Annotated in this window: 17 protein-coding genes; 9 read left to right on the top strand and 8 right to left on the bottom strand. The window is 72.4% G+C overall.

The window, feature by feature from the left end:
- Positions 1–137: 137 nt before the first annotated feature.
- Positions 138–1,952: a phosphoenolpyruvate carboxykinase (GTP) gene (locus tag FHU33_RS01625; RefSeq protein WP_142023777.1), complete on the bottom strand. Its 1,815-nt coding sequence runs from the start codon at positions 1,950–1,952 to the stop codon at positions 138–140.
- A 219-nt stretch (positions 1,953–2,171) separates the two neighbouring features.
- Here FHU33_RS01625 and FHU33_RS01620 point away from each other — a divergent pair, with 219 nt between their 5' ends.
- Both FHU33_RS01620 and FHU33_RS01615 read left to right on the top strand, forming a co-directional pair.
- Entirely contained in the window at positions 2,172–3,347 is a 1,176-nt protein-coding gene (locus FHU33_RS01620; RefSeq protein WP_246063203.1) for an NADH:flavin oxidoreductase/NADH oxidase, read from the top strand.
- Positions 3,348–3,434: 87 nt separating this feature from the next.
- Entirely contained in the window at positions 3,435–3,851 is a 417-nt protein-coding gene (locus FHU33_RS01615) for a hypothetical protein (RefSeq protein WP_142023775.1), read from the top strand.
- On the opposite strand, the gene FHU33_RS01610 is transcribed toward FHU33_RS01615, so the two are convergent.
- Both FHU33_RS01610 and FHU33_RS01605 read right to left on the bottom strand, forming a co-directional pair.
- Positions 3,836–4,345: an SRPBCC domain-containing protein gene (locus tag FHU33_RS01610; RefSeq protein ID WP_142023774.1), complete on the bottom strand. Its 510-nt coding sequence runs from the start codon at positions 4,343–4,345 to the stop codon at positions 3,836–3,838. The two genes, FHU33_RS01615 and FHU33_RS01610, sit on opposite strands and share 16 nt — an antisense overlap.
- Positions 4,342–4,671, bottom strand: coding sequence for an ArsR/SmtB family transcription factor (locus tag FHU33_RS01605; protein ID WP_142023773.1), 330 nt, complete (start codon positions 4,669–4,671; stop codon positions 4,342–4,344). Before FHU33_RS01605 ends, FHU33_RS01610 begins: the two co-directional genes overlap by 4 nt.
- Before the next feature lie 75 nt (positions 4,672–4,746).
- Between FHU33_RS01605 and FHU33_RS01600 the strand changes: the two genes are divergently transcribed.
- From FHU33_RS01600 to FHU33_RS01590, 3 genes are all read left to right on the top strand, one after another.
- On the top strand, positions 4,747–4,956 hold the full coding sequence (locus tag FHU33_RS01600) for a hypothetical protein (protein ID WP_142023772.1): 210 nt from the start codon (positions 4,747–4,749) through the stop codon (positions 4,954–4,956).
- Positions 4,957–5,028: 72 nt separating this feature from the next.
- Complete coding sequence (locus tag FHU33_RS01595) at positions 5,029–5,271, top strand: acyl carrier protein (protein WP_142026892.1); 243 nt, start codon at positions 5,029–5,031, stop codon at positions 5,269–5,271.
- A gap of 47 nt (positions 5,272–5,318) precedes the next feature.
- The gene (locus FHU33_RS01590) at positions 5,319–6,281 is read left to right on the top strand and encodes an NAD(P)H-dependent flavin oxidoreductase (protein ID WP_246063202.1); all 963 of its coding nucleotides are present in this window, start codon (positions 5,319–5,321) and stop codon (positions 6,279–6,281) included.
- On the opposite strand, the gene FHU33_RS01585 is transcribed toward FHU33_RS01590, so the two are convergent.
- The 3 genes from FHU33_RS01585 to FHU33_RS01575 all read right to left on the bottom strand — a co-directional run bounded on the left by FHU33_RS01585 (position 6,278) and on the right by FHU33_RS01575 (position 8,759).
- Positions 6,278–6,970: a DsbA family oxidoreductase gene (locus FHU33_RS01585; protein WP_142023771.1), complete on the bottom strand. Its 693-nt coding sequence runs from the start codon at positions 6,968–6,970 to the stop codon at positions 6,278–6,280. The genes FHU33_RS01590 and FHU33_RS01585 overlap by 4 nt on opposite strands.
- Positions 6,971–7,008: 38 nt before the next feature.
- On the bottom strand, positions 7,009–7,386 hold the full coding sequence (locus tag FHU33_RS01580) for an FKBP-type peptidyl-prolyl cis-trans isomerase (RefSeq protein WP_142023770.1): 378 nt from the start codon (positions 7,384–7,386) through the stop codon (positions 7,009–7,011).
- A 68-nt stretch (positions 7,387–7,454) separates the two neighbouring features.
- Positions 7,455–8,759, bottom strand: a complete 1,305-nt coding sequence (locus FHU33_RS01575) for an MFS transporter (RefSeq protein WP_142023769.1) — start codon at positions 8,757–8,759, stop codon at positions 7,455–7,457.
- Between the two features lie 122 nt (positions 8,760–8,881).
- On the opposite strand from FHU33_RS01575, the gene FHU33_RS01570 reads away from it, so the two are divergent.
- Genes FHU33_RS01570 through FHU33_RS25290 form a run of 4 tightly spaced genes read left to right on the top strand, consistent with a single transcriptional unit; the run spans position 8,882 to position 12,560 of the window.
- Positions 8,882–9,271 (top strand): VOC family protein, encoded by a 390-nt coding sequence (locus FHU33_RS01570; RefSeq protein WP_142023768.1) that lies wholly within the window; start codon positions 8,882–8,884, stop codon positions 9,269–9,271.
- A complete protein-coding gene (locus FHU33_RS01565; protein WP_142023767.1) occupies positions 9,271–10,980 on the top strand; it encodes a glycoside hydrolase family 13 protein in 1,710 nt (569 codons plus the stop codon). The genes FHU33_RS01570 and FHU33_RS01565 overlap by 1 nt, the downstream gene beginning before the upstream one ends.
- Positions 10,981–11,036: 56 nt before the next feature.
- Positions 11,037–12,275: an MFS transporter gene (locus FHU33_RS01560; RefSeq protein ID WP_211354968.1), complete on the top strand. Its 1,239-nt coding sequence runs from the start codon at positions 11,037–11,039 to the stop codon at positions 12,273–12,275.
- A gap of 39 nt (positions 12,276–12,314) precedes the next feature.
- A complete protein-coding gene (locus FHU33_RS25290; RefSeq protein WP_211354967.1) occupies positions 12,315–12,560 on the top strand; it encodes a hypothetical protein in 246 nt (81 codons plus the stop codon).
- Positions 12,561–12,592: 32 nt separating this feature from the next.
- Here FHU33_RS25290 and FHU33_RS01550 read toward each other — a convergent pair whose 3' ends face one another.
- Positions 12,593–13,378, bottom strand: a complete 786-nt coding sequence (locus FHU33_RS01550) for an alpha/beta fold hydrolase (RefSeq protein ID WP_142023766.1) — start codon at positions 13,376–13,378, stop codon at positions 12,593–12,595.
- A gap of 93 nt (positions 13,379–13,471) precedes the next feature.
- The gene (locus FHU33_RS01545; RefSeq protein WP_142023765.1) at positions 13,472–14,725 is read right to left on the bottom strand and encodes an acyl-CoA dehydrogenase family protein; all 1,254 of its coding nucleotides are present in this window, start codon (positions 14,723–14,725) and stop codon (positions 13,472–13,474) included.
- Position 14,726 lies beyond the last annotated feature (1 nt).

Below are 14,726 nucleotides of genomic sequence, written 5' to 3'. Positions count from 1 at the left end.
GGTAGGGCCCTCGCCACGCTAACCGACTGCGTGCTCCGGCGACGGGCGAGGAATCGGTGTCGTGCCGCTGAACGCCTGAGGCCCAGAACCGGAGCGGTTCTGGGCCTCAGGCGTTCAGTGCCTCGCGGGGTCCTTCTTCAGGCGAGCCGGCTCTTCAGGATCTCCAGCTCGTCCCACATGGTGCTGGGCAGCTTGTCCCCGAACTTCTCGAACCACTCGGTGATCTGCGGGATCTCCTCGCGCCACTCCTCGGGCTTGACGGCCAGCGCCGCTTCGACCTGCTCCGGCGTCATGTCCAGACCGGAGACGTCGAGCGCGTCGACGGTGGGCACGTGGCCGACCGGGGTCTCGACGGCGGCCGCCGTCCCCTCGAGGCGCTCGACGACCCACTTGAGGACCCGGCTGTTCTCGCCGAAGCCCGGCCACAGGAAGCCGCCGTCCTCGTCGCGACGGAACCAGTTCACGTAGAAGATCCGCGGCAGCTTGGTGGAGTCGGCCTGCTTGCCGGTGTCGACCCAGTGCGAGAAGTAGTCGCCGGCGTTGTAGCCGATGAACGGCAGCATGGCGAACGGGTCGCGGCGGACGACGCCGACCGCACCGGTCGCGGCGGCGGTGGTCTCCGAGGAGAGCGTCGCGCCCATGAAGACGCCGTGGTTCCAGTCCCGGGCCTCGCTGACCAGCGGGATCGTGGTCTTGCGCCGGCCGCCGAAGAGGATCGCCGAGATCGGCACGCCCTTCGGGTCCTCGTACTCCGGCGCCAGGATCGGGCACTGGGCGATCGGGGTGCAGAACCGGCTGTTCGGGTGGCTGGAGGGCTCATCGCTCTCCGGCGTCCAGTCGCGGCCCTTCCAGTCGGTGAGGTGGGCGGGGGCGTCGTCGGTCATGCCCTCCCACCAGATGTCGCCGTCGTCGGTGAGGGCGACGTTGGTGAAGACCGAGTTGCCCTTCTCGATCGTGCGCATGGCGTTGGGGTTGGTGTCCCAGCCGGTGCCCGGGGCGACGCCGAACAGGCCGAACTCCGGGTTGAGGGCGTAGAGCCGGCCGTCCTCGCCGAAGCGCATCCAGGCGATGTCGTCGCCCAGGGTCTCGACCTTCCAGCCCGGGATGGTGGGCTCGAGCATGGCCAGGTTCGTCTTGCCGCAGGCCGACGGGAACGCCGCGGCCACGTAGTAGGTCTTCTGCTGCGGGCTGGTCAGCTTGAGGATCAGCATGTGCTCGGCGAGCCAGCCCTCGTCGCGCGCCATCACCGAGGCGATGCGCAGCGAGTAGCACTTCTTGCCCAGCAGGGCATTGCCGCCGTAGCCCGAGCCGTAGGACCAGATGGCCCGCTCCTCGGGGAAGTGCACGATGTACTTGGTGTCGCTGCAGGGCCACGGCACGTCCTGCTGGCCCTCCTCGAGCGGCGCGCCCAGGGAGTGCATGGCCGGCACGAACGGGCGGTCCTCGCCCATGGCCTCGAGGACGTAGCTGCCGATGCGGGCCATGACGCGCATCGAGACGACGACGTACTCCGAGTCGGTGAGCTCGACGCCGAACATGGGGTTCTCGGCCTCGACCGGGCCCATGCAGAACGGGATGACGTACATGGTCCGGCCGCGCATGCACCCGCGGTACAGCTCGGTCATGACCGACTTCATCTCGGCCGGGTCCATCCAGTTGTTGGTAGGACCCGCGTCGGCCTCGTCGACCGAGCAGATGTAGGTGCGGTCCTCGACCCGGGCGACGTCACTGGGGTCGGAGGCGCAGTGGAACGAGTTGGGCTTCTTGTCCAGGCGGGTGAAGGTGCCGGCATCGACGAGCTGTGCCGTCAGCCGCTCCCACTCCTCGTCGCTGCCGTCGACCCAGACCACCTGGTCCGGCGTCGTCAGCTCGGCCATCTCCCGGACCCACGCCAGGAGGCGGGCATGCGTGGTGGGTGCGTTCTCGAGACCGGGGGTGGCCACTGAAGTCACGGCGTCTCCATCCTCTGGGTAGCCGGGCGGCTCTGGCACCGGCGCTGGTGCTGCGGATCCGGTGTCGGTACAGGTGCAACGATCCGGATCAGGTGAGGTTACCGGCGCTTCGCACCGCTGTAACCGTGAGAGATGTTACGTCTAGGACGTCTGGTTCTCAGGTCGGAAGACCCTGGTGGGACGCGGAAGACCTCGGCCGTCGGGCGCGTTGCGCCGGCTGTGAGCACCTCACCCTCTTCTGACACCAGCCTCTTCGCGCCCCTGCCCCTCCGCGGCGTCACGCTGCCGAACCGGCTCGTCGTCGCCCCCATGTGCCAGTACTCGGTGACCGACGGCTTCGTCGGCGACTACCACCTGGCCCATCTGGGCCGGTTCGCACTGGGCGGGTTCGGGCTGGTCGTCGTCGAGGCGACCGGGGTCACCCCCGAGGGCCGGATCAGCCACGGTGACGTCGGCCTCTGGTCCGACGAGCACATCGCCGGGCTCGCCCGCGTGACCGACTTCCTGCACGCCCACGGGTCCCTGGCCGGGATCCAGCTCGCCCACGCCGGCGCCAAGGCCGCCAGCTTGCGGCCGTGGGACGGCGACGGGCCGGTGACGGCGGAGAACGCCCTTCCGGGCGAGGAGCCCTGGCCCACCGTGTCGGCCAGCGCCGTGCCGGTCGCGCCGGGGTGGCCGACCCCGCACGCGCTGACCACCGACGAGCTGGCCGAGGTGCGCGAGGCGTTCGTCGCCGCCACCCGGCGCTCGCTGGCCGCGGGCTTCGACGTCGTCGAGGTGCACGCCGCACACGGCTATCTGCTCAACCAGTTCCTCTCCCCCCTCACCAACCGGCGGGACGACGAGTACGGCGGCTCCCGCGAGGGCCGGATGCGCTTCCCGCTCGAGGTGGTCGAGGCCGTCCGCGCGGCATGGCCCGACGATCGACCCCTCTTCGTGCGCGTCTCGTCGGTCGACGGGTCCCGCGACGGTGTGACGCTGGAGGACACCGTCGCCTTCGCCCGCGAGCTGAAGGAGCGCGGCGTCGACGTCGTCGACGCCTCCGGCGGCGGGCTCGGCGGCGGCTGGCAGCACCCCATCGGCTACGGCTACCAGGTGCCGCACGCCGCCCGGATCCGCGAGGAGGCCGGCATCGCCACGATGGCCGTCGGGCTCATCGTCGACGCCCGGCAGGCCGAGGCGATCGTGCAGCAGGGCTGCGCCGACCTGGTGGCGGTCGCGCGGGAGGCGCAGGACGATCCCAACTTCGCCGCGCGTGCGGCGCGCGAGCTCACCGGGAGCCACGAGGGCTACCCGGTGCAGGCCGGGCCCCGGCTGGCTGCGCGTGATCGGCTGCTGGGCCGACTGGGGCCCTGGACGGGCCCGGACCCGGTCCAGGTGCACCAGCCCGTCTGAGGAAAGCCCACCCCCCCGGCGTCGGGGCCGGGGCCGGGCGCGCCGAACACACCACGAGGCGGGGGGGCGGTCCTAGGGTGCGCCGGCATGGCGCACACCTCGTCGCTCGTCCGCGCCTCCGCCCTCCAGCTGGCCGCGGGACTGGCCGGCCAGCTGGTCGCCCTCCGCCGGCAACGCGCGTTCGACATCCCGTTCCTGCAGGGCGACGCAGATCACGTCGCCCGGGACTCGTGGTGGATCGGCACGGCGCTGAGCGCGCCTTCGTACATGCTCGCGGCGCAGACCTGGGCCGTCATCCGCCTGGCCGGCGGCCCGGACGACCGTGCCCGGCGGGTACTCCGCCTGCTCGCGGCGGGCATGGTCCCTGGCGTGCTGCTGGAGCGCCGGACCCGCGGCCTGCTCCGGCCGCGGGGGTTCGATCCGGTGGAGACGCCGATCGTCATCGCGGTCTTGGCCGGCGCCGTCGCGATGCTCGTACTCGGTCGCCCTCAGCCGCGACCGTAGGCGGGGCCGACCTCCGCGAGGAAGTCGTCCCAGTCGCCGGGGACCGGATCGCCGCTGACCTCGGCGCCGAACTTGTCCAGGTACCAGTGCCAGCCCATCGCGAAGTCGGTGACGTCTGCGCCGGCCGGGAAGACCTGGACGAAGCGCAGCCACGTCCGCCCGTCCTCGGTCCAGAGGTCGAGGGCCACCGACCAGTCCTCCGTCTCCTGCTGGATCCACTCGACCACCAGCCGGCGGGGCGGCTCGCACTCGACGACGGTCATCGGTTCTCCGACCGGCTCCCCCTGCTCGTGCGTCATGAAGAAGGTACCGGTGGCTCCCACGTCCCTCGCCCCGTCGTAACGGCCGATCCAGCGGGCCAGGCGGTCGGGCTCGGTGAGCGCTCCCCAGACGTCCTCGATCGGGTCGGGCCAGGAGCGGCGGAACTCCAGCCGTTGCCGCCCGTCGTCCTGCGCGGTGACGACGCCTCGCCGGGCCCCGACGTCCTGAGTCATGCCTGTCCTCCGCTCGTCCGTGCCCGCCGACCGCGGGCGATCTCGGTGTCCAGTGCGTCCAGCCGCTGGGCCCACAGGTCGCGGTAGGGCTCCAGCCAGTCGTCGATCTCCCGCAGCGGTCGCGGGTCGAGCGCGTAGAGCCGCCGCCTGCCCTCGGCCCGCGCGGTGACCAGCCCCGCCTCGCGGAGCACCCGCAGGTGCCGGCTGATCGCCGGCCGGCTGACGGGGAACCGGTCGGCGAGCTCACCGGCGGCCAGCTCTCCCCGGGCGAGCAGGCTCACCAGCTCCCGCCGGACGGGGTCGGCCAGTGCCGCGAGCGCCTCCACCGGTCATGTGTAACACGCGGGTTACGCATGACACCAGAGGTTTTCACCCGTGCACGGCCGGGGCATGCGACCGCCATGACCGTCACCGATCCCGACGTCCCCGATCCCCTCAACGACCCGCGCACTCTCCAGGCCGACCCCGGCGCCCACGGCCAGGGCGACGACCTTGCCTCGGCCGGGGACGACCCGACGGCCACGGGCGAGGAGGACCTCGCCACCAGCCAGAACCTCCCCGACGAAGCCGGTGGCGGCGACGTCACCGGAGGCGCGTTCTCGGAATCTTGATCCATGTGACGGATCGGTCCGTGCCGGGTAGGGCCGCGAGGTCCTTTACCGCTTTGGATCGAGGAGGATCGGATGGCCACGGGCGAAACCGGCTTCGAAGACGTCTACTACGACCTGATCTCCGTCCAGTACCACTCGCTGAAGGCCGGGCACGACTACGGCCAGTACGTCCGGGACGCCGAGAACGCCGGCCTGGACGACATCGCGAGCTTCTTCCGCGAGGTGATGGAGCAGGATTCCGCGCGGGCGAAGCGCTGTCACGAGTTCCTGGGCAGGCTGCAGGGGACCGATCAGGCCGGTCCGGCAGCGCAGTAGCAGGAGGACTCCTGCCGCCCCACCGCGCCACAGGGCACGATGAGCGGGTGATCAGGACTCCGCTGACCCGCTGGTTCGACCTGACCACGCCGGTCATCGGTGCGCCGATGGCCGGCGTGTCCGGCGGTGCGCTGGCCGCAGCTGTCTCGCGTGCCGGCGGCCTCGGGATGGTCGGTGTCAGCGGATCCCACTCAGCGGAGTTCGTCACCGAGCAGTGCGCGGTCCCGGCCGCCAACCAGCTGCCCTTCGGCGTGGGGCTGATGATCTGGGTCCTCGAGGCCCGGCCGGAGCTGTTCGAGGCGACGGTGGCCGCGGAGCCCAGCCTGGTGTCGGTCTCCTTCGGGGACCCGGCGCCCTACGTGGGCCCGCTGCACGACGCGGGGATCGCCGTCTGCGCGCAGGTCAACACCACCGCCGACGCCCATAGAGCCCTCGACGCCGGTGTCGACATCCTGGTCGCGCAGGGGACCGAGGCCGGGGGGCACACCGGTCACCGCGCCACCCTCCCGCTGCTGCAGGAGGTCCTGACGCTGACCGACCGGCCGGTGGTGGCGGCCGGCGGCATCGCCACCGGCGCGGGGATGGCTGCCGCTCTCGTCGCGGGCGCGGCCGGGGTGTGGATCGGGACGCCCCTGCTGTCGTGCACCGAGGGGCTCAACGCGCCCGCCCTGCGGGAGCGGGTCCGGGCGGCCTCGGGCGACGAGACGGTGCTGACCCGGGCGTTCGACGTCGCGGAGGGCGCCGCCTGGCCCGAACGGTGGCCCGGCCGGGCGTTGGTCAACGACTTCAGCCGGGAATGGCACGGCCGCGAGGACGAGCTGCGCGGGACACCGGAGGCCCGCCAGCGGGTGATCGACGGACGTCGCACCGGCGACCCCGCCGACGCCCCCATCTATGCGGGTGAGTCGGTCGGGCTGGTGACCAGTGAGCGGTCGGCGACCGACGTCGTCCGGGAGATGGACGCCGAGGCCGAGAAGGCGCTGCGCGCCGTGCCGCGACTGCTGGGTTAGACCACGCAGCTGTCGTCGGTGCAGCCGTCGGCGGCCGGCACGGTGACCAGCGGGTGGGCGTCGGCCCAGGCCCGCTCCAGGATCTGCAGGAGCAGCTCGGCCGGCTGGGCACCGGCGGCACCGTACTTGCGGTCGACGACGAAGAACGGGACGCCGGTCGCGCCGAGAGCCTGCGCGGTCGCGCCGTCCTGCCGGACGGCGGAGAGGTAGCGGCGGTCGGCGAGGGCCTCGCGCACCTCGGCCTCGTCGAGCCCCACCTCGACCGCGAACGGCACGAGGGAGTCGACGTCGAAGACCGGGCGGCCCTGCTCGAAGTAGGCGTGCAGCAGGAGCTCCTTGAGCTCGTTGCGCTTCCCGTGCTCGGCGGCCAGGTGCAGCAGCTCGTGAGCGAGCAGGGTGTTGCCGCTGGTCGCGTCGACGAGGTGGTATTCCAGGCCCTCCTCGGCGGCGACCTGCTCCACGCGTGCCATGTTCGCGCGCATGGCGTCCTCGGTCGTGCCGTACTTGGCCGCCAGCGCGGGCAGCGTGGGGTGCGTCTCGCCCTCCGGGACCGACGGGTCGAGCTGGAAGGACCGCCAGACGACCTCGACCTGGTCCCGGTGCGGGAACTGCTCGAGGGCGCTCTCCAGGCGGCGCTTGCCGATGTAGCACCAGGGACACACGACGTCGGACCAGATCTCTACCTGCATGCCCGGCCCAACGTCGTTGCCCGTTCAACGATTCCGGGTCAGCGCACCCCGACGAGATCGACGACGAAGACGAGCGTCGCACCGGGCTTGATGACCCCGCCCGCGCCTCGCTCGCCGTAGGCCTTGTGCGCGGGGATGGTCAGCCGGCGGCGGCCGCCGACCTTCATGCCGGCGATGCCCTCGTCCCAGCCCTGGATGACCATGCCGACGCCCAGGCGGAACTCCAGCGGATCGCCCCGGTCCCAGGAGGCGTCGAACTGCTCCCCGGCGTCGTGGGTGACGCCGACGTAGTGCGCGCTGACGAGGCTGCCGGCGGTCGCCTCGGGCCCGTCGCCGACGGCGATGTCCTCGATCACGAGGTCCGCCGGGGCCGGCCCGGTGGGCGGCTCGACGTCCGGTCGGGTCAACTCGGCCACGGTTCTCCCTCCTGCACCGGGGCTCTCCCGGCGCCGCACCCATCCAAGCAGCGGCCGGCCGGACCCGCTCAGACCCGGTCCAGCCGCTCCTCGGCCAGCGGCCCGGATGGCACCTCGGGGACGACGTCGAGGGGATGGGAGAGCTCGTCGGCCGGCATGCGCGCCACCACGATGGTGACGACGGCGAGGACCGCGGGCGCGAGGCCGCCGACGACGAACGTGGCGGTCAGCCCGATCAGCTCGCTCACCGGGCCGGCCAGCGCCATCGACAGGGGCATGAACGACAGGGACACGAAGAAGTCGAGGCTCGAGACGCGGCCCAGCAGCTCGGCCGGCACGCGACGCTGCAGCAGCGTGCCCCAGATGACCATGCCCGCCTGGAAGGTGGCACCCATGACCGCCCCGGCCGCGAGCATCAGCCAGAGGTCGGTGGTGAACCCGAAGACCACCAGCGGGATGCAGCCGGCGCCCCAGAGCAGGTTCATCACGGTCAGATAGCGGCGTGGCAGCCGGAGCGAGGCCACGCCCAGCGACCCGATCGCGCCGCCGATACCGAACGCGGCCAGGACGTAGGCGTGCTGCGAGGGGCCGCCCCCGGCCGCCTGGATGGCGAACGGGACGAGCACCTCGAAGGGCCCGATGAAGGCGAGCAGCATCGTGGCGGCGAAGAGCAGGGTCGCCAGCAGCCACGGCGTCTGCACCATGTAGCGGAAACCCTCGCCGACGTCGGCCAGCAGGCCGGCCACGGCCGAGCGGGCACCCGCATGGGTCGCCGGCGCCTCGCGGACCGGCAGGGTGGTGACGCACGCGGCCGCACCGAACGCCGCGGCGGCCGCCGCGGCCAGGGCGGCGCCGGGGGAGATCGCGGCGACCAGGAATCCGGCGACGGCCGGTCCGGCCGCCTGCGCGAGCACCGGGCGGACGACGCCCTCCAGGCCGTTGACCGCAAGGAAGTCGCCCGGCGGGACCAGCACCGGCACCAGCGCGGAGTAGGCCGGGTAGTAGAAGCCCATGGCGATCCCGCCGACGAGCCCGACGGCCGCCACGTGACCCAGCGCCAGCACGCCGGTCAGGGACAGCACGGCGACGACCGCGATCGTGACGCCCTCGGTGAGCGTCACCCCCAGCAGGATGTGCCCCTGGGGGAGCCGGTCGGCCAGCGCCCCGCCGACGAGGGTGCTGACGAGCATGCCGCCCGCCGCGAGCGCGGTGACCAGCGACAGCGCTGCCGGGCCGCCACCGAGGGCGACGACCTGCCACACCACGGCGACCGCCCACAGCCCGTGGCCGAGCAGCGACAGCGCCAGGGAGGCGGCCAGCCGGCGGTAGTGGGCATGCTGCAGCGGCGACAGCGCACGCGGCAGGGCGGTCATCGTGCTCCTTGTCGGGTCGGTGCCGTCATCGTCGGTGACGGGTACGACAGGACGCACCCGATTTCGCGGTCGGCGCACCGCCCGGATGCCCGACGTCAGTCCCCGGCACTAGCGTCCGGGACATGCTCGATCACCTGGCCCTCCAGTGCACGGACGTCGGCGCCGCGGCGGACTTCTACACGCGCGTCCTCGCGTCGTGCGGGGTCCGCGAACTGATGCGGTACGAGGCGCCGGGTGGCGGCGCGGTCGTCGGCCTGTGCGGCCCGGACAGCTTCCCGCGGCTCTGGCTCGGCAGCGCCGTCGACACCGGCGTCCGCCCCGTGCACCTGGCGGTCGCGGCGCCGTCCCGCGAGGCAGTGGATGGGGTCTTCGCGGCCGCGGAGGACGCCGGTACCGAGATCCTGCACGAGCCGCGGATCTGGCCGGAGTACCACCCGGGCTACTACGCCGTCTTCTTCCGCGACCCGGACGGCAACAACCTCGAGGCCGTCCACCACACGTTCCCCGGCTGATGGAGCCCGAGGACGCCCCGTGGTGGACCAGCGCCGTCGCCTACCAGGTCTACCCGCGCTCGTTCCAGGACTCCGACGGCGACGGCATCGGTGACCTCGGCGGGGTCCTGCAGCGCCTGGACCACCTGGCCGACCTGGGCGTCGACGTCCTGTGGCTCTCGCCGGTCTACCCCTCGCCGCAGGCCGACAACGGCTACGACATCAGCGACTACCAGGGCATCGATCCGCTGTTCGGGACGCTCCAGCAGCTCGACGAGCTGGTCGCCGCCCTGCACGGGCGCGGCATGAAGCTGCTGATGGACCTGGTGGTGAACCACACGAGCGACGAGCACCCGTGGTTCGCGGAGAGCCGGTCGTCGCCGTCGTCACCCAAGCGCGACTGGTACTGGTGGCGGCCGCCGCGCGCGGGCTTCGCCGGCGGCGACCCGGGTGCGGAGCCGACGAACTGGCAGTCGTTCTTCTCCGGTCCGACCTGGGAGTTCGACGAGACCAGCGGCGAGTACTACCTGCACCTGTTCGACCGGAGACAGCCCGACCTCAACTGGGAGAACCCGGGGGTGCGGCAGGCGGTCTACGCGATGATGCGGTGGTGGCTCGACCGCGGGGTCGACGGCTTCCGCATGGACGTCATCAACATGATCTCCAAGGACGTCTCGCCCGACGGGCACCTGCACGACGGACCGCCGATCCCGGGGACGTCGCTGGGCGACGGGTCGGCGTCGTACCTGGGCGGCCCGCGGATCCACGAGTTCCTGCAGGAGATGCACCGCGAGGTCTTCGCCGGGCGGGAGGGCGCTCTCCTCACGGTCGGCGAGATGCCCGGTGTGACCGTCGAGCAGGCTGTGCTGTTCACCGATCCGGCGCGGGGCGAGGTGGACATGGTGTTCCAGTTCGAGCACGTCGGGCTGGACCACGAGGGCAGCAAGTGGCGGCCCGTCCCCCTGCGGATGCGCGACCTCAAGGCATCGTTCGGGCGGTGGCAGGCCGGGCTGGCCGACGTCGGCTGGAACTCCCTCTACTGGGACAACCACGACCAGCCCCGGGCGGTGTCCCGCTTCGGCGACGACTCCCCCCGCTACCGGCGGGACTCCGCCACCTGCCTGGCCACGCTGCTGCACCTGCACCGGGGGACGCCGTACGTCTACCAGGGCCAGGAGCTCGGGATGGCGAACTACCCGTTCGCAGGAGTGGACGACTTCCGCGACGTGGAGTCGGTCAACCACTTCGGGACGGCGATGGTCGCCGGCGAGGATCCGGCCGCCGTCCTCGCCGCGATGCGCCGGATGAGCCGGGACAACGCCCGCACCCCCGTGCAGTGGGACGCGTCGCAGCACGCCGGGTTCACCGCCGGGACGCCGTGGCTGCCGGTCAACCCCGACCACGTCGAGTGGAACGCCGAGGCCCAGCGCGGCGACCCCTCGTCGGTGCTCGCCCACTACCGTCGGTTGATCGCGCTGCGGCACGAGAACCCGGTCGTCGCGCTGGGCGACTTCGCGATGCTGCTGCCCGAGCACGACGACGTCTACGCCTTCACCCGCACCCTCGGCGGTGAGGTGCTGCTCGTCGTCTGCAACGTCAGCGCGACGCCGTACCCGCTGGCCGAGCTGCTGCCCGAGGCCGCGAACGGGCGGCTGCTGCTGGGCAACCTGGCCGACGAGGATCCCGACCTGCTGCGCCCGTGGGAGGCCCGGGTCCTCAGCGTGTCCTGACCCGGCCGGGTAATGGTGTCGGCGGATCCGTGGCCGGCGCCTAGGGTCTCCTCTTCGTGGGCCGGATCGTCGAAGCAGTGCTCCCGGCCCGCATGGGGACGCCGTTCCGCTGGCTGGTCGGCTCGGCGTGGGTGGGCAACCTCGGCGACGGCATCGCGCTGGCCGCCGGGCCGCTGCTGGTCGCCTCGCAGACCTCCGACCCGCTCCTCGTCGCGCTCGCCGGCCTCCTCCAGCGCCTGCCGTGGCTGCTCTTCGGCCTGCACGCCGGCGTCCTCGCCGATCGCGTGGACCGCCGGCTCGTGGTCGTCGCGGTCGACCTGCTGCGCGCCGGCGTGGTCGTCGTGCTCGCCGCCGCGCTGGTCACCGGCGCGGTGAACACCAGCGTCGTCCTGCTCGCCCTGTTCCTGCTCGGCACCGCCGAGGTGTTCGTCGACACCACGAGCGCGACGCTGCTGCCGATGGCGGTGCCCCGGGCGGACCTCGGCATCGGCAACGCCCGCCTCATGACCGCCGGCATCACGATGAATCAGCTGGTGGGGCCGGCCGTCGGGGCCGCACTCTTCGCGGCGGGGATGGCGTGGCCGTTCGTCGTCCAGGCGGTCTGCCTGGGCCTGGCGGCGCTGCTGATCTCGCGGATGGTGCTGCCGTCGCTGCCCAGCCCGGAGGGGCCCCGTCACGTCGGCCGCGACATCGCCGAGGGTTTCCGGTGGACCTGGGGCAATCCCCCCGTCCGCACGCTCACCCTGGCGATCGTCACCTTCAACGTCACCTACGGCGCCGCCTGGTCGGTCCTGGTCCTCTACGCGACGGAGCACCTGGGCCTGGGCCCCATCGGCTTCGGCCTGCTCACGACGGTCGGCGCCCTCGGCGGCCTCGCCGGGACGGCGGGCTACGACTGGCTGGAGCGGCGGGTGAGCCTGGCCGCGATCATGCGGGTGGGGCTGGTCATCGAGACCTTCACGCACCTGGGCCTCGCGCTGGCCACCACGGGCTGGGTCGCGATGGGAATCATGTTCGTCTTCGGCGCGCACGCCTTCGTCTGGGGGACGACGTCGCGCACGGTGCGCATGCGGGCGGTGCCCACGCAGCTGCAGGGACGCGTGGGCAGCCTCTACTCCATCGGCGTCTTCGGGGGCATCGTGGCGGGCCAGGCGCTGGGCGGCGTCATCGCCCGGATCTGGGGCATCACCGGCCCGTTCTGGTTCGCCTTCGTGGGCTCCGCCGTCATCCTGGCGCTGATTTGGAAGGAATTGGCGCACATCGCACACGCCGACGAGGTCGCGCTCACGTCGTGACGGTCGGCTCTCGACCTGGTCGAGGCCGGACGGTCGTCCATGTGGAGGAACACGCGCGCCGCTCTCACCCGCAGCGTCGAGGACGAGGAAGTCTCCGTGCTCACCATCGGGCCGGACGGCGAGCCGAGCTTCGCGATGCAGGCGCACGGCGTGCTGCAGGTGGGGCTGAATCGGGAGTTCCTGCTCCAGGCCCTCGACGCCGGGGACTCCGGCCAGCTCGTGCTGGAGCTCGACGGCCCCATCGCCCCCTGGCACTCCGCGACGCGTCGCGGCCCGGGGACGTGAGCATGCTGATGCCGATCCGCCTGCCCTGAACGTCAGCTACCCGTGCGGTCCAGCACGAGCCGCACGGTCTCCTCCGGCCGGTCCCACAACGGGAAGTGGCCGGAGTGCTCGAACCAGTGCAGCTCGGCGTCCGGGAACGCCTCCAGCGCGCGGGCTGCCTGCCGGGCGAGGGTCACCCGGTCGCGACGTCCCCAGCCGATGGTCAGCCGGCCGGACACCGCGCCGGGCGCTGCCCCCTCCTGCTTCGGGCCGTTCGCGAGATCGTCGAGCACCGGGTCGAAGGACGGCGACGCCACGTAACCCTCCAGCTCGGTCCGGACGACGTCGGCGTCCAGCGCCCAGGGCCGGGCGGAGAACTGCGCCAGCAACGCCGTCCGGCCGGCCGGGTTGCCGAGCAGCGCGGGGAGCACCGGCCGGATCCGCCGGAGCAGGGCGACCGATGCGGCGATGCTGGTCCGGAAGACGGTCGCCTCGCGGTCGGTCCAGAAGCCTCCCGGGTCGAGCGCGACGTTGTCCCGGCCGATCCCGCGGCGGCTGAGCTCGAGCACCATCCGGGCGCCCATCGAGGTACCGACCAGCGGCGCGTCGGCCAAGCCCTCCTCGACCAGCCACTCCTGCAGCGCGTCGTCGAGCGCGGCCAGCGTCGGGTCGGGCAGCGGTGGGGTGTCGCCGGCGAAGCCGGGGAGGTCGACGGCGACGACCTCCCGCTCGGCGGACAGCCCGGGGAGCACCGGTTGCCAGGTGCGCCACGAACCTCCGAGACCGTGGACGAGCACGAGAGGTGGGCCGGATCCGGAGCGGTGCGCCGAGAGCTTCATCCGAAGCCCCTACCCACCGTGCGCCGGAACGTCGCCCCCGAGGCGGACATTCGGTGCGGCGAAATGTCCGGCTGAGGGACAACGCTCGCCGCGTCAACCCAGGGGACTCCGTGGGAGCAGCCGGTCGCTGATGATCCGCTTCTGGATCTCGCTGGTGCCCTCGAAGATCGTGGTCAGCCGGGCGTCGCGCCAGTGACGCTCGACCTGCCGCTCGGTGGTGTAGCCGTTCCCGCCGTGCAGTTGCATGGCCTGGTTGGTCACCCGCACCGACATCTCGGTCGCCTCGAGCTTCACCATCGAGGCCTCCTTGTGGACCGGTAGCCCCAGGTCCAGCAGGTGGGCGACCTGCCGGTAGAAGGCGCGGGACTGCTCGATCTGGGCGGCCATCTCGGCGACGGCGAACCGCAGCGCCTGGAAGTCGGCGATCGGATGGCCGAACTGCTCGCGCTCCTGCAGGTAGACGATCGAGTCCTCGAGCGCGGCGCGGGCCAGGCCGACGGCGCGGGCGGCGGTGTGCACGCGGGCGGTGTTGAGGAACTTCTGCGCCTCGGCGAAGCCGGCCTGCTCGGCGGCCTCGCCCTCCTCCTCGCTCTCCTCCCGCGCGGCGCGCGCCTCGTCGACGACGTTGTCCTTCGGGATCCGGACGCCGTCGAACTCGAGGTCCCAGGTGAGGAAGCCGTGGTAGCCGACCTTGTCGATCGGGTAGCCCGAGACCCCCTCGGGAAACTCCCCGCGCTCCTTCTCCAGCAGCAGGTTGACCAGGCCCGTAGAGCGGGACTCCCCCGGCTCCGGGTCCCGCTGGCGCACGAGCACCTGGATGAAGTCGGCGGCCTTGGCGTTGCCGCACCAGCGCTTGTGACCGGTCACGATCCACTCGTCGCCGTCGAGGACGGCGCGGGTGGAGACCCCGGCCAGGTCGGAACCGGCGTCGGGCTCCGACAGCGCGATCGCGCCGATCCACTCTCCGCGGGCGCTGCGGGCGAGCAACTCGTGCCGGCGGTCCGCGTCGGCCACCGCCGTCCCCAGGCCCTGGGAACGGGCCAGGATGCTGGCGGTCGACATCCAGGCACGGGCCAGCTCCTCGCTGACCATGCAGTATTCGAAGACGCCGAGCCCCAGCCCGCCCTGCTCGGCGGGCACGGTGATGCCGAACCAGCCGAGCTCGGCCAGCCGCGACAGCAGGGACGCCGGGATCTCGCCCTTCTGCGGGTCGAGCTCGTTGGCGACCGGCAGCACCTCGTCGATGGCGAACCGGCGGGCCTGCTCCTGCAGCTGCTCCCGCTCGGGCGTGTGCCACGGCGGCAGCAGCACCGGCGGCTCCGGCTGCCAGGTCTCGTTCGACGTCATC

The sequence above is a fragment of the Blastococcus colisei genome (assembly GCF_006717095.1).
Lineage (GTDB): Bacteria > Actinomycetota > Actinomycetes > Mycobacteriales > Geodermatophilaceae > Blastococcus_B > Blastococcus_B colisei.
The sequence above is the reverse complement of the archived record's forward strand: the minus strand, read 5'-3'. Positions and strand labels throughout refer to the sequence as shown.

Excerpts from the sequence above, each read along its gene's own strand:
- FHU33_RS01615 (WP_142023775.1), top strand. The coding sequence starts at position 3,435 with ATGGCGCACACCTCGTCGCTCGTCCGCGCCTCCGCCCTCCAGCTGGCC.
- FHU33_RS01610 (WP_142023774.1), bottom strand. The coding sequence starts at position 4,345 with ATGACTCAGGACGTCGGGGCCCGGCGAGGCGTCGTCACCGCGCAGGAC.
- FHU33_RS01600 (WP_142023772.1), top strand. The coding sequence starts at position 4,747 with ATGACCGTCACCGATCCCGACGTCCCCGATCCCCTCAACGACCCGCGC.
- FHU33_RS01595 (WP_142026892.1), top strand. The coding sequence starts at position 5,029 with ATGGCCACGGGCGAAACCGGCTTCGAAGACGTCTACTACGACCTGATC.
- FHU33_RS01585 (WP_142023771.1), bottom strand. The coding sequence starts at position 6,970 with ATGCAGGTAGAGATCTGGTCCGACGTCGTGTGTCCCTGGTGCTACATC.
- FHU33_RS01575 (WP_142023769.1), bottom strand. The coding sequence starts at position 8,759 with ATGACCGCCCTGCCGCGTGCGCTGTCGCCGCTGCAGCATGCCCACTAC.
- FHU33_RS01570 (WP_142023768.1), top strand. The coding sequence starts at position 8,882 with ATGCTCGATCACCTGGCCCTCCAGTGCACGGACGTCGGCGCCGCGGCG.
- FHU33_RS01565 (WP_142023767.1), top strand. The coding sequence starts at position 9,271 with ATGGAGCCCGAGGACGCCCCGTGGTGGACCAGCGCCGTCGCCTACCAG.
- FHU33_RS25290 (WP_211354967.1), top strand. The coding sequence starts at position 12,315 with ATGTGGAGGAACACGCGCGCCGCTCTCACCCGCAGCGTCGAGGACGAG.
- FHU33_RS01550 (WP_142023766.1), bottom strand. The coding sequence starts at position 13,378 with ATGAAGCTCTCGGCGCACCGCTCCGGATCCGGCCCACCTCTCGTGCTC.
- FHU33_RS01545 (WP_142023765.1), bottom strand. The coding sequence starts at position 14,725 with ATGACGTCGAACGAGACCTGGCAGCCGGAGCCGCCGGTGCTGCTGCCG.